Here is a 15,508-nt window from a genome sequence, read left to right as displayed (position 1 = left end):
ATCAGCCGGAAATCCGGATGGTGCGCAGCTTCGCCGACGATCCGGGCTACCTGGCTGCGCTCGCTGCTTCGGTGCGCGATCATTGGGCGGCAAACGGCAGGCCGGGCGATTCGTGGCGCTTGCTGATCAGCTTTCACGGTCTGCCGCGCAAAACGCTGGAGCGTGGCGATCCGTATTATTGCGAGTGCCAGAAGACCGGCCGTTTGCTCGGTGAAGCGCTCGGACTTCGGCCGGAACAGTATCTCGTCTGCTTTCAATCGCGTTTTGGCCGCGCCGAGTGGCTGCAACCGTATACCGCGCCGACACTGGAAGCGCTGGCCAAGTCCGGTTTGCGCCGGGTTGACGTGATTTGCCCGGGCTTTCCGGCCGACTGCCTGGAGACGCTGGAGGAAATCGCCGGTGAAGGTAAGGCACGTTTCATCGCCGCCGGTGGCAAGGACTATCACTATATTTCCTGTCTCAACGAGCGTGACGACTGGCTGCACGCGCTGACCGACATTGCCGCGCGCCATCTCCTCGGCTGGCCGACACAAACCGTTCCCGCTACGGCTGAACTCGAGCTGAGCGCCTTGCGCGCTCGCGCGCTCGGTGCGCCATCCTGAAGGCTGAGAACCGGGCCACCGGGCCGGCGCTTGACCCTTCGCAGGGTCGTCATCCTCAGCGCCCCAGCCGCTCGGCGAAGCAGACTCAAGCTCGCGTCCGCGCCTGCCGTCTACGGCTTATCGGCAGTACTCGCCGAAAATCTTGGAGGTGGACAATGAGAATCACCGGAACGACATTGCAAGTGGACGCCGATGCGTTCAGGATGGAGCAGCGGGCGGTCAATGAATCGCTGACCGTCAGGGCAGGGGCGGCGCGTGCCTTCGGCGAAGCGCGCGGCGAAGCGCCTCCGATCGCGGCAACGGTCGATCTGTCGCCGGCCGGGCAGGCGGCGCAGGCGAGCGAAGCGCGCGCGCTCGAGGAAAGTCTTGACGCTGTCGAGAACGATCCGATGCTGCGCCTGATCCGCGCCTTGCTCGGCTGGTTGACCGGTCGCGAGGTAAAGGTTTTCGATGCTGCTGAGCTGAATGCGGCAGTGGCGAGCGACGCCGGCGCGGCGGACGCTGCCGGCCCGTCCGAGCCGCGTGCGCGGCCAGTCATGGCCGGCGCTGCGCTCGCCTATAGTCGGCAGGAGTCGTACACCGAGGTCGAGCAACTCGCGGTCGAGGCCTCAGGTGTCGTGCGCACCAGCGACGGGCGCGAGATCTCCTTCTCGCTCTCCTTGCAGATGAGCCGCAGCTACCACGCCGAGTCGAGCTTCAGCCTGCGCGCCGGTGACGCACCGCGGACGAAAGACCCGCTGGTGCTCAACTTTGCCGGGAGCAGCGCGCAACTCACGGATCGCCGCTTCGCTTTCGACCTCGATGCCGACGGCGCGAACGAAGCCATCCATTTGGCGACGCGCGGCAGCGGTTTCCTGGCTCTCGACCGCAACGGCGACGGGCGGGTCAACAACGGCCTTGAGCTGTTCGGTGCCCGGAGTGGCGACGGCTTCGCCGAGCTGGCCACGCTCGACGGCGATGGCAATGGCTGGATCGACAGCGCTGACGCGGCTTACGAGGGGCTGCGCGTGTGGAGCCGCAGCGAGACCGGCGAGGATCGGATGACCAGTCTGGCCGCGGCTGGGATCGGTGCGCTCAGCGTGCACGGTGCGAGCAGCCCGTTCGCACTGAAGACCAGCGACAACGCGCTGCAGGGGCTGGTCCGCTCGACCGGACTCTATCTGCGCGAGGACGGCGCTGCCGGAAGCCTGCAACAGGTCGACCTGGCGGTGTGAGCCGCGCTGGCGTGTGGCGGCACGAGCGGCGGCCAGACAGGCCAAGCTGAAAAGGCTGCAGCGGCGCGTCGGGCGTCGCCTAGAGCAATTCCAGCGGCGGGCTCAAGCCGATTCCGGAAATTGCCGAACTGCCCTGAACCGCCGTCTGGCCGAGCTTGGCGAGCACCTTGTTGGCCTCGCGCAGGCGGCCGAGCAACTTGCTCAGCAAGACTTTGTTGAAGCGTTCGCGCACCTCGTCCGAACTCAGCTCGAGCGCCGCGCTGTTGATTTCGAGGAACTGGGTCGTTTCGAGCGTGACCACGGTGGCGTGTCGCTTGCTGTCATTCGGATGGAGAAAGGCTATTTCGCCAATCACCTCGCCCGGCCCGAGGCGGCAGATGACGCGCCCGCTTGACGATACCTCGACGAAGCCGTCTACGATGATGCCGAACTTGCGATGGCTGTCGCCCTCGCGAATCAGCGTCACCTTCTCCGAGATTTCCCGCCAGACGCTGATGCGCAGAACCTCCCAGAGTTCGATATCCTCGAATTCGCTGAAGAATTCCAGATTGCGCAGGCGCAGGAAGCGCGCTTCATCCTGCTGCGTCTGATCATCTTCCATGATCTGATAGCGCACTGCTGAAAGGTCCTTGGCAAAATCCGCGCCGTTGCGATAACGGCTGTAAAGGTCCTTCTCGAGCGCTTTCTTGATGATCGGATCAAGTCCTGCCGGCAGGTTGGGGTTGAGCGCGCAGACCGACGGCGAATCCATGTTGATGATCTTGTAGACCAGCGTGGCCGGATTGTTCGCGCGATACGGCAGGCGCCCGGTAAGCAACTGGAAGAGGACGACGCCGAGCGAGTAAAGGTCGGTCTTCTGGTTCAGCGGGTAGTTCTTCACCTGCTCCGGCGACATGTAGGCCGGCGATCCCACGCCCATCACGAACGTCGAATCCTTGCCCATGTCTTTCAACAGGTTGAGGCCGAGGCCAAAGTCGGTGATCTTGGGATTGTCGGCGCCGTCGATGAGGATGTTGGCCGGCTTGATGTCGCGGTGTACGATTCCTTTGCGAAAAGCGTGGTCGAGCGCCAGGCAGCACTTGAAGACGATGCCGATCACCCGGTGCAAAGGCAACAGACGATTGATCGCACAGAACTTGTCGAGCGCCGTACCGTCGACGAACTCCATTACCAGGTAGGCCTGTTCGGCCTCGACGACCGCATCGTAGACCCGCACGATGTTGGGATGCTCGAGGCGGCGACCAATCGCGTCCTCGGTCTGGAAGATCTTGCGCAGGCGCCGCGACATGGCCGCGCTGTCCTCACCGAAACGGATCAGCTTGATCGCCACCTCGCGTTCGGCCGATGGGTCGCGCGCCAGATAGACGTTGGCCGTCGCTCCTTTGCCCAGGAAGCGAACGATCTCGTACTTGCCAATTTTCTCCGTCATGCCTTCCTATGCTCACCCGACAAGGATCAAAACCGCCACCACGGTGCGCTGCTCGTCTCCGCGGACGAGATTATGCTTGAAATGGGGCCTGCGATGGGCGGCCTCGAGGCGCGAGAAAGCCTTGAAATCCGGCAACTCGTCCCCATGTGCAGAGCGTTTTCCCGGAGACCGACAACCATGGATGTAAACGACAAGACAACCGACGAAATTCCCGTCGCCGTCAAGGCGTCCGAGACGCCGGCGGCCGTACCCGTTGAAGAGGCAGTGGCAGACCCATCGCAGCTTCTGGAGGAAGCGCTCAGACAGGCCGAAGCGAAGGCTGCCGAGCACTATGATGCCTGGTTGCGCGCCAAGGCGGAGACCGAGAACATACGCCGTCGCGCACAGGAAGATATCGCCAAGGCCGCCAAGTTCGCGATTGAGCGCTTCGCCAAGGACCTCCTGCCGGTCAAGGACAGCCTGGAGGCGGCCCTGGCGAGCGATGCCGCCAGCGTCGAGAGTCTGCGAGCGGGGACCGAACTGACGTTGAAACAACTGGTTGCCGCTTTCGAGAAGTCGACCCTCAGCGAAATCAACCCGCTCGGCGCCAGATTCGACCCGCATCGCCATCAGGCGATCAGCGTCGTCGAATCGGCCGAAGAAGCAAACAGCGTGGTGACCGTTCTGCAGAAAGGCTATCTGCTGGCCGACCGCGTTCTGCGCCCGGCGCTCGTCATCGTTGCCAAGCCAGCGACTTGAAAGCCCTGTCGTCGTCCCCATCTAGGCAGCGTCACTCGACATTCGTGAAAAGCATAGGAATGTCGCCACAATTTTACCGAAACAGGAAAGGATTCAGACATGGGCAAGATCATCGGTATTGATCTGGGAACGACCAACTCGTGCGTTGCCGTGATGGAAAACGGCAAGCCGAAGGTCATCGAGAATTCGGAGGGCGCGCGCACGACTCCCTCGATTGTCGCTTACGCCGATGATGGTGAGATTCTCTGCGGTGCACCTGCCAAGCGGCAGGCGGTGACCAATCCGAAGAACACGCTGTACGCGGTCAAGCGCCTGATCGGCCGACGCTTCGAGGAAAAGGAAGTCCAGAAGGACATTTCCCTGATGCCGTTCAAGATCCTGCGGGCCGACAACGGTGATGCCTGGGTCGAAGTGCGCGGCAAGAAGATCGCGCCGCCACAGGTTTCGGCGGAAGTGTTGCGGAAGATGAAGAAGACAGCCGAGGACTACCTGGGCGAGGAGGTGAGCGAGGCGGTGATCACCGTCCCGGCCTACTTCAACGACAGCCAGCGGCAAGCGACCAAGGATGCCGGCCGGATTGCCGGACTGGAAGTGAAGCGGATCATCAACGAGCCGACCGCCGCGGCGCTTGCCTTCGGTATGGACAAGAAGCAGGGCGACAAGAAGATCGCGGTCTACGATCTGGGCGGTGGGACCTTCGACATCTCGATCATCGAGATTGCCGAAGTCGACGGCGAGCACCAGTTCGAAGTCCTGTCGACGAATGGCGACACCTTCCTCGGCGGGGAGGATTTCGATCAGCGCTTGATCGACTACATCATCGAGCAGTTCAAGAAGGAGTCCGGGGTCAACCTGAAGAACGACGTTCTAGCCCTGCAGCGCCTGAAGGATGCGGCGGAGAAAGCGAAGATCGAGCTTTCCTCGGGCCAACAGACTGAGATCAATCTGCCCTACATCACCGCCGACAGTTCGGGTCCGAAGCACCTGACGCAGAAGATTACGCGTGCCAAGTTCGAATCGCTGGTCGACGAGCTGATCGAACGTACGATCGAGCCCTGCCGCATCGCCCTCAAGGACGCTGGCTGCAAGATCGGCGACATCAACGACGTGATTCTGGTTGGCGGCCAAAGCCGCATGCCGAAAGTACAGGAGATGGTCAAGGAGTTCTTCGGCCGCGAGCCTCGGCGTGACGTCAACCCGGACGAAGCGGTTGCCGTCGGCGCGGCCATACAGGGCGGCGTCCTGCACGGCGAAGTCAAGGACGTTCTGCTGCTTGACGTTACACCGCTGTCGCTCGGCATCGAGACGCTGGGCGGTGTGATGACCAAGTTGATCAAGAAGAACACGACGATTCCGACGAAAGCGCAGCAGGTCTTCTCGACCGCCGACGACAACCAGTCGGCGGTGACGATTCACGTCCTGCAGGGCGAACGGGAAATGGCGGCCGGCAACAAGAGTCTCGGCCAGTTCAATCTCACTGACATCCCGCCAGCCCCGCGTGGCATGCCGCAGATCGAGGTGACCTTCGATATTGACGCCAACGGGATTCTGCACGTGTCGGCCAAGGACAAGGCGACCGGTCGCGAGAACAAGATCAAGATTCAGGCTTCGTCCGGGCTCAACGAGGAGGAAGTGCAGCGCATGGTGCGCGACGCCGAAATGCACGCGGAAGAAGACCGCAAGGCGCATGAGCTGGCCGAGGCGCGCAATCAGTGTGATGCGATGATCCATACGGTCAAGAAGTCGCTGACCGAGTACGGCAAGGAACTGTCCGACGACGAGAAGGCGAGCATAGAAAAGGCGATGAAGGCGGCGGAGGACGCGATTCGCGGCAACGACATCGACGACATCCGGGCCAAGAGCGAGGCGCTTGGCAGCGCGGCCCAGAAGCTGGGCGAGAAGATGTACGCCAAGCAGCAGCAGACGCAAGCGGGTGGCGGCGATTCCCACCAGGCGGCTGGCGGTGAGGCCAAGAAGGACGACAGCGACGTCGTCGACGCCGAATTTACCGAAGTCAAAGACAAGAAGTAAGCAGTCCAGGCAACTGCCCGCCAGGGGAGGCGCGTATAATCGCCCCTCCCCTTCGCCCCACCGAGTGTTCGAGAACCAATGGCTAAACGCGACTTTTACGACATTCTGGGCGTCAATCGAGACGCGTCCGACGAAGAAATCAAGAAGGCCTATCGCAAACTGGCCATGAAGTACCATCCGGACCGCAATCCGGACAATCCGAAGGCGGAAGAACACTTCAAGGAAGTCAAGGAAGCTTACGAAATCCTTACCGACGGACAAAAGCGAGCGGCCTACGACCAGTACGGGCATGCCGGTGTCGACCCGCAGGCGGGCATGGGCGGCGGCGGGCCAGGCGGCTTCGGCGATGCGTTCGGCGGCATTTTCGACGAGATCTTCGGTGGTGGGCGGGCCGGAAGGTCGAACATCTATCGTGGCGCCGACCTGCGCTACAACCTCGAAATCACCCTCGAACAGGCCGCTTTCGGGACGGAGACCAAGATCCGCATTCCAACCATGGAAGTCTGCGACACCTGTCGCGGGAGCGGTGCGAAACCCGGGACACAGCCCAAGACCTGTCCGACTTGCCAGGGCAGCGGTCAGGTCCGCTTGCAGCAGGGATTCTTCTCGATCCAGCAGACGTGCCCGAAATGCCACGGCACCGGGCGCTTCATTGCCGATCCGTGTACCTCCTGTCACGGCGCGGGACGCGTCAAGCAGCACAAGACGCTGGCGGTGAAGATTCCGGCCGGGGTCGACGAGGGCGATCGCATCCGCCTGTCGGGTGAAGGCGAGCACGGTATCAACGGGGGGCCGGCGGGCGACCTCTACGTGCAGATTCACCTGAAGCCACACCCAGTGTTCCAGCGCGAGCAGAACGACCTCCATTGCGAGATGCCGATCAGTTTCACCACCGCTGCGCTGGGCGGCGAGATCGACATTCCAACGCTCGATGGGGCAGCGAAGATCCGCGTTCCGCCGGAGACGCAGTCGGGCAAGACCTTCCGTCTGCGTGGAAAGGGAATCAAGGGCGTGCGCAGCCATGGGCACGGCGACCTGCTCTGCCATGTCGTCGTCGAAACGCCGGTGCACCTGACCGAGCGACAGAAGGAACTGCTGCGCGAACTGGAAGACTCGAGCCGCGAGAACTCGGCGCAGCACAACCCGCGCGCCAAGTCGTGGATGGACCGTGTACGCGAGTTCTTTGCCGCAAACTGAGGGGTGAGCAAGCGGAAAGCAGCCGAGGCGCCTGGCCAGCCGGCGCGATGTAAGCGATTTGTCAGTTTCTGGTCCCATCCTGCGGGGAGAGGCGTTGGTTGATCAAGCCAGCAGCCTTGCACCCATGGGAGAGAGGCGATGAGACTGGCCAAGGCGTTGCTGCTGGGGCTGTTGACCTGGATGGGCGTCGCCGCTGCCGGCGAAATTGGTGTCGGCGAGCACAGCGTGCTGATCGGCATGTCAGCGCCGTTTTCCGGCCCGAGCGGGGTCTACGGGCAGGACATGAAATCAGTGATCACGGCCTATTTCCGGCAGGTCAATGACACTGGCGGCGTGCACGGACGACGTCTCGAATTGCGCGCTTTGGACGACGGGTACGAAACCGAGCGCACGGTCGCCAATACCAAGACCCTGATCAGCAACGAAAAAGTCTTTGCACTGCTGGCCTATTATGGATCGAGTCCGACGACCGCGGCGATGAACGACGTCTTCGGACTGGCGCGCGTGCCGCTCGTCGGGACGATTTCCGGTGCCGATTCGCTACGCCAGCCGCCACGCGATAACCCGAACAACCGCTACCTGTTCAACGTGCGCGCAAGCTATGCCAACGAAACCGAAGCAATCGTCAACCAGTTGATTTCGCTCGGCTTCAGCAACATCGCGGTGTTTTATCAGAACGACGGCTTTGGCAAATCGGGCCTCGATGGCGTGGTGGCTGCGCTGAAGAAGCACGGCCAGGTGCCTTCGGCAGTGGCCAGCGTCGAGCGCAACTCGGTCGATGTCGCGGCCGCCGTGCAGACCATCGGCAAGGCTAATCCGCAGGCGGTGGTCATGGTCACGCTGTACAAGGCGACGGCGGCTTTCGTGCGCGAAATGAAACAGGCCGGGCAACGCCCGACCTTGATGACCTTGTCGCCGGTAGGCGCTGACGTTCTCGTCCAGGAACTCGCCGAGAATGCGCGTGGCATAGGGATTTCACAGGTCATGCCCTATCCCTGGAACGACACGACGCCGATCGTGCGCGATTATCAGAAGCTTCTCGGCAAACAGGGCAAGCCGTCGTATTTCGGCATCGAGGCTTACGTCATGGCACGTGTCCTGGTCGAGGCGATGCGCAAGGCGGGCCGCGATCTGACGCGCGAGAAACTGATCGCCAGCTTGGAAAGCATGCAGAATCATGATCTGGGCGGTTACCGCGTCAGCTTTTCCGCCAACGATCGGCAGGGGTCACGCTTCGTCGATCTGACCGTCATCGGCAGCGGCGGGCGCGTGTTGCGCTGATTTCCAGTACAACCGACGAAGCTGGGGCGGCAGGTATTCCGCTGCCGACTGCCGACTGCCGACTGCGGTCAGCGCAGCTTTACGCTCGTCGCCAGGTCGTCCCCTGACTGCTGTCTTCGAGCACGAGGCCCGCGGTGGTCAGCACGCTGCGGATGCGATCGGCTTCGGCGAAGTTTTTCGCCTTGCGGGCGGCCAGCCGATCGGCGATCAAAGCCTCGATCTGCGCCGTTGTCAGGTCTCCCGCCTTGCCCGGCGCGGCTTGCAGGAAAGCCGACGGATCGCGCCCAAGCAGACCGAGGATGCCGGCCAGTCCACGCAGCAGCCCGGCGATTGCCGGTGAACGCTTGCGGTTGACTTCCGTGGCGAGCTCGAAGAGCACGGCGCAGGCTTCGGGCGTGTTGAAGTCGTCGTCCATCGCCTGACGAAAGCGGGCCGCGTAAGGCGTCTGCCAGTCAATCGGCGCGACCTCGCTGGTCACCTCCTTGAGCGCCGTGTACAAACGAGTCAGTCCGTGCCGGGCGTCTTCCAGGTGCGCGTCCGAATAATTCAGCGGACTGCGGTAATGCGCGCGCAGGATGAAGAAGCGCAACACCTCCGGATCGTAGCGTTCGAGAATCTCCCGGATGGTGAAGAAATTGCCCAGCGATTTCGACATCTTTTCCTCGTCGACGCGGACAAAACCGTTATGCATCCAGTAGTTGACGAATGGACAGGCGTGCGCACCCTCGGCCTGGGCGATTTCATTTTCGTGGTGCGGAAACTGCAGATCCTGGCCGCCACCATGGATGTCGAAGTGCTTGCCGAGCAGGTCGGAACTCATCGCCGAACACTCGATATGCCAGCCAGGGCGGCCCATCCCCCAGGGCGAAGGCCACGCCGGCTCGTTTTCTCGGGCGCGTTTCCAGAGAACGAAATCGAGCGGATCATGCTTGGCCATGTCGACCTCCACCCGCTCGCCGGCGCGCAGGTCGTCGAGCGACTTGCCCGAGAGTTTGCCGTAGCCAGGAAAACGGCGCACGGCAAAGTTCACGTCGCCGTCCGCCGCCTGGTAGGCGAGTCCATTGGCGTGCAGGCGCTCGATCATAGCGAGCATCTGTGGCACGTATTCGGTGGCGCGCGGTTCGTGGTCGGGCTTCTCGACGCCCAAAGCGGCGGCGTCTTCGTCCATGTAGCGGATGAAGCGTGCGGTGAGTTCGCCGATGCTCTCGCCGTTCTCTTGCGCACGCCGGATGATCTTGTCGTCGATGTCGGTAATGTTGCGGACATAGGTCACGTGCAGCCCTGCCGCGCGCAACCAGCGTTGCACGATGTCGAAAACAACCAGCACGCGGGCGTGGCCCAGATGGCAGTAATCGTAAACCGTCATGCCGCAGACGTACATTCGGGCGTGACCCGCTTCAAGCGGCACGAAGTCCTGTTTTTCCTTCGTCAGCGAGTTGTAGATTCTCAGCATTCCTGGACTCATGGTGGTGGTGCACGGCCGGCAACCGCGCGCAGAGCATTTTGGATTCGCCCTCCTTCTTGTTAGAATCCCCGGTTTGGGCGACCTCAGGTGGCGTCGAGTATACCATGACGATGCGCTTTTCCTCTTTGTTCGGGCGGTGGCCGGCGGCTCTCCCGGCCTTGCTCTGTGGGCTGCTGGCGGTCAGCCTGCCGTCTTCCGCGCTGGCCGACGCAATCGCCGAAGCGCAGCGCCTGATCAAGCAGGGTCAATGGTCGCCGGCGCTCGAGCGGGTGGACGCGCATATTCGCAGTGCTCCGCGCGATGCTCAGGGGCTTTTCCTGAAAGGCCTCATCTTGAGCGAGCTGGGTCGTCCGGCGGAGGCGATCGCCGTCTATACCCGGCTTGTCGAGGAGCATCCGGAACTTCCTGAGCCCTACAACAACCTGGCCGTTCTGTATGCGCAGCAGAAGCAGTTCGAGAAGGCGCGCGCGCTGCTCGACATGGCGATTCGCACACACCCGGGCTTTCCCACCGCGCACGAGAACCTCGCCGACGTCTACCTCAAGCTCGCCAGTCAATCCTACGAGAAGGCGCTGCGGTTGAATCCTGGCAGCAAGCAGGCGAAGGCGCGCCTGGCGACGATCAGCAACGTGCTCGCCGTTTCGGCGGGAGCCGACGGCAAGCCGGTTTCAGCGGTGCGCAGCGGCGGCGACGGCGCTGCGCTGGCGGTCGCCGATTCAGCGCGACCGGTGGCAGCGAACGCGATGCCGGCGGTTGCCGGCGAAGCGTCCGGGAAGGCGCTGCCGGTTGCTGTTGCGCCCAGTGATGAAACGGGCGTGCGCGAGGCCTTGCAGGCCTGGGCCACCGCGTGGTCGCAGAAGGATAGCAAGGCCTACTTCGAACTCTACGCGGCCGACTTCCGCCGGCCCGGTGGGATGTCGCGCAAGGCTTGGGAAGCCGAACGGATGCAACGTCTCGCTCGACCCGGCAAGGAGACGATCGAAGTCGACGACATCCGCGTCTCGTTCGCCGAGGGCAGGGCGATCGCGCGTTTCAGGCAGGACTACCGCTCGGTCTCGGTAAAATCCTCAGTGGTCAAGACCTTCATCTTCGTCAAGTCAGGCGATCGCTGGCTGATCCAGGAAGAGCGCTCGGGCTGAGTGGCGGCCGGCAGCGCGCGTCAGTCAATACAGGATCCTTGAAAGGGAGTCCATGCAAAAGAAACTTCTCTGTCTGATCGGCAGCGTGCTGCCGATCATCGCGCTTGCTGCGCCAAGCGTCGAACTGCTCACCAGCAAGGGTCGCATCGTCGTCGAACTGGACTCGGAGAAGGCGCCGAAGAGCGTGCAGAACTTCGTTCAGTACGCGCGCGAGGGGTTCTACAACGGCACCGTGTTTCATCGTGTCATCCCGGGCTTCATGATCCAGGGTGGTGGGTTCAGCCCCGCAATGGAGCAGAAGAGCGCCAGCCGCAAGGTCGAGAATGAGGCGAAGAATGGCTTGAAGAACGATCGCGGGACGATCGCCATGGCCCGCACCAGCGAGCCGCACTCAGCCAGTTCGCAGTTTTTCATCAATCACCGTGACAACGGTTCGCTCAATCATCCGTCGCCGGATGGCTGGGGCTATGCCGTATTCGGCAAAGTCACCCAGGGGATGGATGTCGTCGACCAGATCGCCAAGGTGCCGACGGCTGCGCGCGGCGTGCACGAGAATGTACCGGTCGAAGCGGTTGTCATCCAGTCCGTCAAAATTCTCCCTTAGCTCAGACGAGGACAAGCATGATCAAGCTGCATACGAATTTCGGCGTCATCGGGATCGAAGTGGATTCGGAAAGGGCGCCGCTCTCGGCGAAGAATTTTGTCGATTACGTGACTGCCGGACACTACGACAATACGATTTTTCATCGGGTCATCCCGGGTTTCATGGTGCAGGGGGGTGGTTTTGCCCCGGGAATGAAACAGAAGCCCTGCCGCGAACCGATTCGCAACGAGGCCGACAACGGCTTGCGCAACGACGCCTACACGGTTGCCATGGCGAGGACGAACGAGCCGCATTCGGCGACGGCTCAGTTCTTCATCAATGTCGTCAACAACGACTTCCTCAACCATCGGGCGCCCAGTGCCGAGGGTTGGGGCTACTGCGTCTTTGGCCGGGTGGTCGAAGGCAGCGAAGTGGTCGACAAGATCAAGAGCGTGAGGACGGGCAGCTCCGGCTTCCACCGCGACGTTCCGCTCGAGGATGTGGTGATCGAGCGCGCCGAGTTGTGCTGACGCCGGCAGGCGTGCGTAGCGACCAACCGCATCGCCGAAGTGGCGACTGCTGCGGCTGCATCGCCGCTCTTGGCTGGCCGCCGACGAGCCTGCTCGGCACGCCCGGCGAGCCTGCCCGACGGAGTGCTTGCCCTTGATCCTGTTCGTTTCGGATCTGCATCTTGCTCCCGAGGCAGCGGGCGTTCAGCGGCTGTTTCTTGCCTTTCTGGCGGGCCGCGCGCGCGCGGCCGAGCAGCTGTTCATTCTTGGCGATCTGTTCGAAGCGTGGCCGGGCGACGACTGCCTGGACGATGCGCAGAATCCGCTTGCCGGCGTCGTTGCCGACGCCCTGCGCGAGTTGACCGACAGCGGCGTCGTCGTTTCGCTGATGCACGGCAACCGGGATTTCCTGCTCGGTCGCGCGTTTTCGCAGCGCAGCGGCGTTCGCCTGTTGCCTGATCCGCACGTGTTATCGGTCCCGACGTGGCAGTTCGTCCTCACGCATGGCGATGCCTTGTGCACCGGTGACGCCGACTACCAGCAGTTTCGCGCGCTTGTCCGGCAGCCCGCGTGGCAAAGCGACTTCCTTGCCCGGCCGCTCAGCGAACGCTACGCGTTGGCGCTCGCGCTCCGCCGCGAGAGCGAAGTCGCCCGGCGCAGCAAGCCCGACTACCTGATGGACGTCAATCCGGCGGCAACCGACGACTTTATCCGCCGCCATGGCTACGCCAGTCTGATTCATGGCCACACCCACCGGCCGGCACGCCACGATCATATTGTTGACGGGATTCACGTCGAACGCTGGGTGCTGGCGGACTGGCGGGAAGAGGAGGGCGAGTGCCTTGCCTGGAATGGCGCGACGCTGGCGCGCGAGCGGCTCTACTGATCGTCGTGCGACTGCCCGACAGGCGGAGTTGGCCGCTTGGTGCTGCAACGCGCTGGAGTGTGGCGATCCGAGGGGGCGGCTGGCCGTCCGGAAGCGCATGAAGTCGCCGGCCAACGAAATCCTCGCGCGGGTTTTCGGCTACCCGTCGTTTCGCGGGCAGCAGGCGGCGATCGTCGAGCAGATCATTGGCGGCGGCGATGCGCTCGTTCTGATGCCGACTGGCGGCGGCAAGTCGCTGTGCTATCAGATCCCGGCGCTCGTTCGCGCCGGCGTCGCGGTCGTCGTCTCGCCGCTGATCGCTCTGATGCAGGATCAGGTCGATGCCTTGCGTCAGCTTGGCGTCAATGCCGCTTTCCTCAATTCTTCGCAGGACTATCGCAGCGTCGTAGACACCGAGCGGCGCCTGTTGCGGGGCGAACTCGATCTGATCTACGTCGCGCCCGAGCGCCTGCTCGGCGAGCGCTTTCTCGGTCTGCTCGAGCAACTGGTCGCCCGTCGGCAGGTGGCGCTCTTTGCCATCGACGAGGCGCACTGCGTGTCGCAGTGGGGGCACGATTTTCGTCCGGAGTACATTCAGCTCGCCCTGCTGCACGAACGCTTCCCGGAGGTTCCGCGGATTGCCCTGACGGCAACCGCCGACCAACTGACGCGTGAGGAAATCCGCAGCCGGCTCGGCCTGCAAGAAGCGCGCGTCTTCGTCGACAGCTTCGACCGGCCGAACATCCGCTACACGGTCGTCGAACGGGATAACCCACGCCAGCAGTTGCGAGATTTTCTCCATCACCATTCCGGCGAGGCGGGCATCGTCTACTGCCTGTCGCGGCGCAAGGTCGAGGAAACGGCCGCCTGGCTCAATGCGCAGCGCGTCAGCGCCCTGCCTTACCATGCCGGCATGGCGGCCGACGACCGCCAGCGTCACCAGCAGCGCTTTCTGCGTGAGGAAGGCCTCGTCATGGTGGCAACGATTGCCTTCGGGATGGGAATCGACAAGCCCGACGTGCGCTTCGTCGCACACCTCGACCTGCCCCGCAGCATCGAGGCCTACTACCAGGAAACCGGGCGTGCCGGGCGCGATGGTGGTGCTTCGGAGGCGTGGATGACCTACGGTCTGAACGATGTCGTCATCCATCGTCAGATGATCGAAGATTCGTCTGCCGCGAGCGAGCAGAAGCGGATCGAGCGGCAGAAACTGGACAGCATGTTGGCCTACTGCGAATCGGCCGAATGCCGGCGGATCGTACTGCTCAACTACTTCGGCGAGACGGCCGTGGCTTGTGGCAACTGCGACGTCTGTCTGGAACCGCCGATTGTCTGGGACGGCACGATTGCCGCGCAGAAAGCGCTCTCAGCCGCACTGCGTACTGGGCAGCGTTTCGGTGCCGGGCATCTGGTCGATATTCTGCGCGGCAAGCTCACCGACAAAGTACAGCAGTTTGACCACAACCGCCTGCCGACTTTTGGTGTCGGGACAGAACTTGATGAATTGGCGTGGCGCTCGGTGTTTCGCCAACTGCTCGTTCGCGGCGTACTTGAGGCCGATGCGACGGCTTATGGGGCCTTGAAGCTCACCGATAGCGCGCGGCCGATTCTGAAAGGCGAGATCGTGCTCGAACTCCGGCGCCGGTTGGCGCCGGCCAAGCCACGTCAGAAGAAGACAAGGACGACGAGCCTCGCCGGACAGCCGGTAAAACCTTTACCGCTTGCCGGGCAAGCCGACAAGGCTTCTCCGCTGGCGACTAGACTGCGCCAATGGCGAGCCGATTGCGCGCGCGAGCAGGGGGTGCCCGCCTACGTCATCCTGCACGACAGCACGCTCTACGAACTGGCGGCGCGACGCCCCGCATCGCTGGCTGAACTGCTTGATGTTCCCGGAATTGGGCAGGCCAAGGCGCAGCGTTATGGCGACGAATTGCTCGCGCTGGTGGCCGCCGAGTCGGGCCAGCGCTCGGCAACGCCGCTCGGCGAGTGATAGAATTGCGCCCTTGAACTCTTCATTTAAGGGATTTCTCATGAGCCTTGCCGAACGCCTCGAAGGCGAAATCGAGCGCAACGTCGCTGCGGCGCTGGCGGAGGATGTTGGCAGTGGCGACCTGACGGCACAGCTCGTTCCGGCCGATGCCGGTGGGCGAGCGACGGTCGTCGCACGCGCACCGGCCGTGCTCTGCGGCTGTGCCTGGTTCGCGCGCTGCTTCACCAAGCTCGATCCCGAAGTCGACATCGTCTGGCAGGCGGAGGATGGCCAGCGTATTGCTCCGGATCAGGTACTCTGCGAAATCGTCGGACCGGCGCGCGTCTTGTTGACCGCCGAGCGTAGCGCACTCAACTTTCTGCAACTTCTCTCTGGGGTGGCGACCAAGGCGCGCCTGTTTGCCGACCGCGTTGCCGGCACCGCAGCGCAGGTGGTCGATACGCGCAAGACGGTTCCCGGCTTGCG

14 protein-coding genes are annotated in these 15,508 nt (G+C 63.0%); 12 read left to right on the top strand and 2 right to left on the bottom strand.

What is annotated here, in order from left to right:
* Together hemH and RKP46_RS16440 are read left to right on the top strand one after the other, a co-directional pair.
* Nucleotides 1-602: ferrochelatase (gene hemH, locus RKP46_RS16445; protein ID WP_311107620.1), on the top strand; the 602-nt coding region annotated here is incomplete at its 5' end.
* A 155-nt stretch (nucleotides 603-757) separates the two neighbouring features.
* Nucleotides 758-1,816 carry a VCBS repeat-containing protein gene (locus tag RKP46_RS16440; protein ID WP_311107619.1) on the top strand — a complete coding sequence of 353 codons (1,059 nt, stop codon included), beginning with the start codon at nucleotides 758-760 and terminating at the stop codon, nucleotides 1,814-1,816.
* Nucleotides 1,817-1,895: 79 nt separating this feature from the next.
* On the opposite strand, the gene RKP46_RS16435 is transcribed toward RKP46_RS16440, so the two are convergent.
* Complete coding sequence (locus RKP46_RS16435; RefSeq protein WP_311107618.1) at nucleotides 1,896-3,245, bottom strand: serine/threonine-protein kinase; 1,350 nt, start codon at nucleotides 3,243-3,245, stop codon at nucleotides 1,896-1,898.
* A 177-nt stretch (nucleotides 3,246-3,422) separates the two neighbouring features.
* On the opposite strand from RKP46_RS16435, the gene grpE reads away from it, so the two are divergent.
* The 4 genes from grpE (at nucleotide 3,423) to RKP46_RS16415 (ending at nucleotide 8,492) form a co-directional block, all read left to right on the top strand.
* Nucleotides 3,423-3,983, top strand: coding sequence for a nucleotide exchange factor GrpE (grpE, locus tag RKP46_RS16430; protein ID WP_311107617.1), 561 nt, complete (start codon nucleotides 3,423-3,425; stop codon nucleotides 3,981-3,983).
* Nucleotides 3,984-4,082: 99 nt separating this feature from the next.
* Nucleotides 4,083-6,014 (top strand): molecular chaperone DnaK, encoded by a 1,932-nt coding sequence (dnaK, locus tag RKP46_RS16425; RefSeq protein WP_311107616.1) that lies wholly within the window; start codon nucleotides 4,083-4,085, stop codon nucleotides 6,012-6,014.
* A gap of 78 nt (nucleotides 6,015-6,092) precedes the next feature.
* Complete coding sequence (gene dnaJ / locus RKP46_RS16420; protein WP_311107615.1) at nucleotides 6,093-7,211, top strand: molecular chaperone DnaJ; 1,119 nt, start codon at nucleotides 6,093-6,095, stop codon at nucleotides 7,209-7,211.
* 138 nt (nucleotides 7,212-7,349) lie between these two features.
* Nucleotides 7,350-8,492, top strand: a complete 1,143-nt coding sequence (locus RKP46_RS16415; RefSeq protein WP_311107614.1) for an ABC transporter substrate-binding protein — start codon at nucleotides 7,350-7,352, stop codon at nucleotides 8,490-8,492.
* A gap of 79 nt (nucleotides 8,493-8,571) precedes the next feature.
* On the opposite strand, the gene cysS is transcribed toward RKP46_RS16415, so the two are convergent.
* The gene (gene cysS, locus RKP46_RS16410) at nucleotides 8,572-9,945 is read right to left on the bottom strand and encodes a cysteine--tRNA ligase (RefSeq protein ID WP_311107613.1); all 1,374 of its coding nucleotides are present in this window, start codon (nucleotides 9,943-9,945) and stop codon (nucleotides 8,572-8,574) included.
* 116 nt (nucleotides 9,946-10,061) lie between these two features.
* Between cysS and RKP46_RS16405 the strand changes: the two genes are divergently transcribed.
* From RKP46_RS16405 to RKP46_RS16380, 6 genes are all read left to right on the top strand, one after another.
* The gene (locus tag RKP46_RS16405; RefSeq protein WP_311107612.1) at nucleotides 10,062-11,096 is read left to right on the top strand and encodes a tetratricopeptide repeat protein; all 1,035 of its coding nucleotides are present in this window, start codon (nucleotides 10,062-10,064) and stop codon (nucleotides 11,094-11,096) included.
* A gap of 52 nt (nucleotides 11,097-11,148) precedes the next feature.
* A complete protein-coding gene (locus RKP46_RS16400; RefSeq protein WP_311107611.1) occupies nucleotides 11,149-11,700 on the top strand; it encodes a peptidylprolyl isomerase in 552 nt (183 codons plus the stop codon).
* Nucleotides 11,701-11,717: 17 nt separating this feature from the next.
* Complete coding sequence (locus RKP46_RS16395) at nucleotides 11,718-12,209, top strand: peptidylprolyl isomerase (RefSeq protein ID WP_311107610.1); 492 nt, start codon at nucleotides 11,718-11,720, stop codon at nucleotides 12,207-12,209.
* A 133-nt stretch (nucleotides 12,210-12,342) separates the two neighbouring features.
* Nucleotides 12,343-13,074: a UDP-2,3-diacylglucosamine diphosphatase gene (locus RKP46_RS16390; protein WP_311107609.1), complete on the top strand. Its 732-nt coding sequence runs from the start codon at nucleotides 12,343-12,345 to the stop codon at nucleotides 13,072-13,074.
* Nucleotides 13,075-13,171: 97 nt separating this feature from the next.
* Nucleotides 13,172-15,043: a DNA helicase RecQ gene (recQ, locus tag RKP46_RS16385; protein ID WP_311107608.1), complete on the top strand. Its 1,872-nt coding sequence runs from the start codon at nucleotides 13,172-13,174 to the stop codon at nucleotides 15,041-15,043.
* Nucleotides 15,044-15,083: 40 nt separating this feature from the next.
* Nucleotides 15,084-15,508, top strand: a 425-nt coding sequence (locus tag RKP46_RS16380) for a nicotinate-nucleotide diphosphorylase (protein ID WP_409194160.1), incomplete at its 3' end; no start/stop codon positions are given.

It is taken from the genome of Accumulibacter sp. (assembly GCF_031732815.1).
Classification (GTDB): Bacteria; Pseudomonadota; Gammaproteobacteria; order Burkholderiales; family Rhodocyclaceae; genus Accumulibacter.
This window is presented reverse-complemented; position numbering and strand designations above follow the sequence as displayed.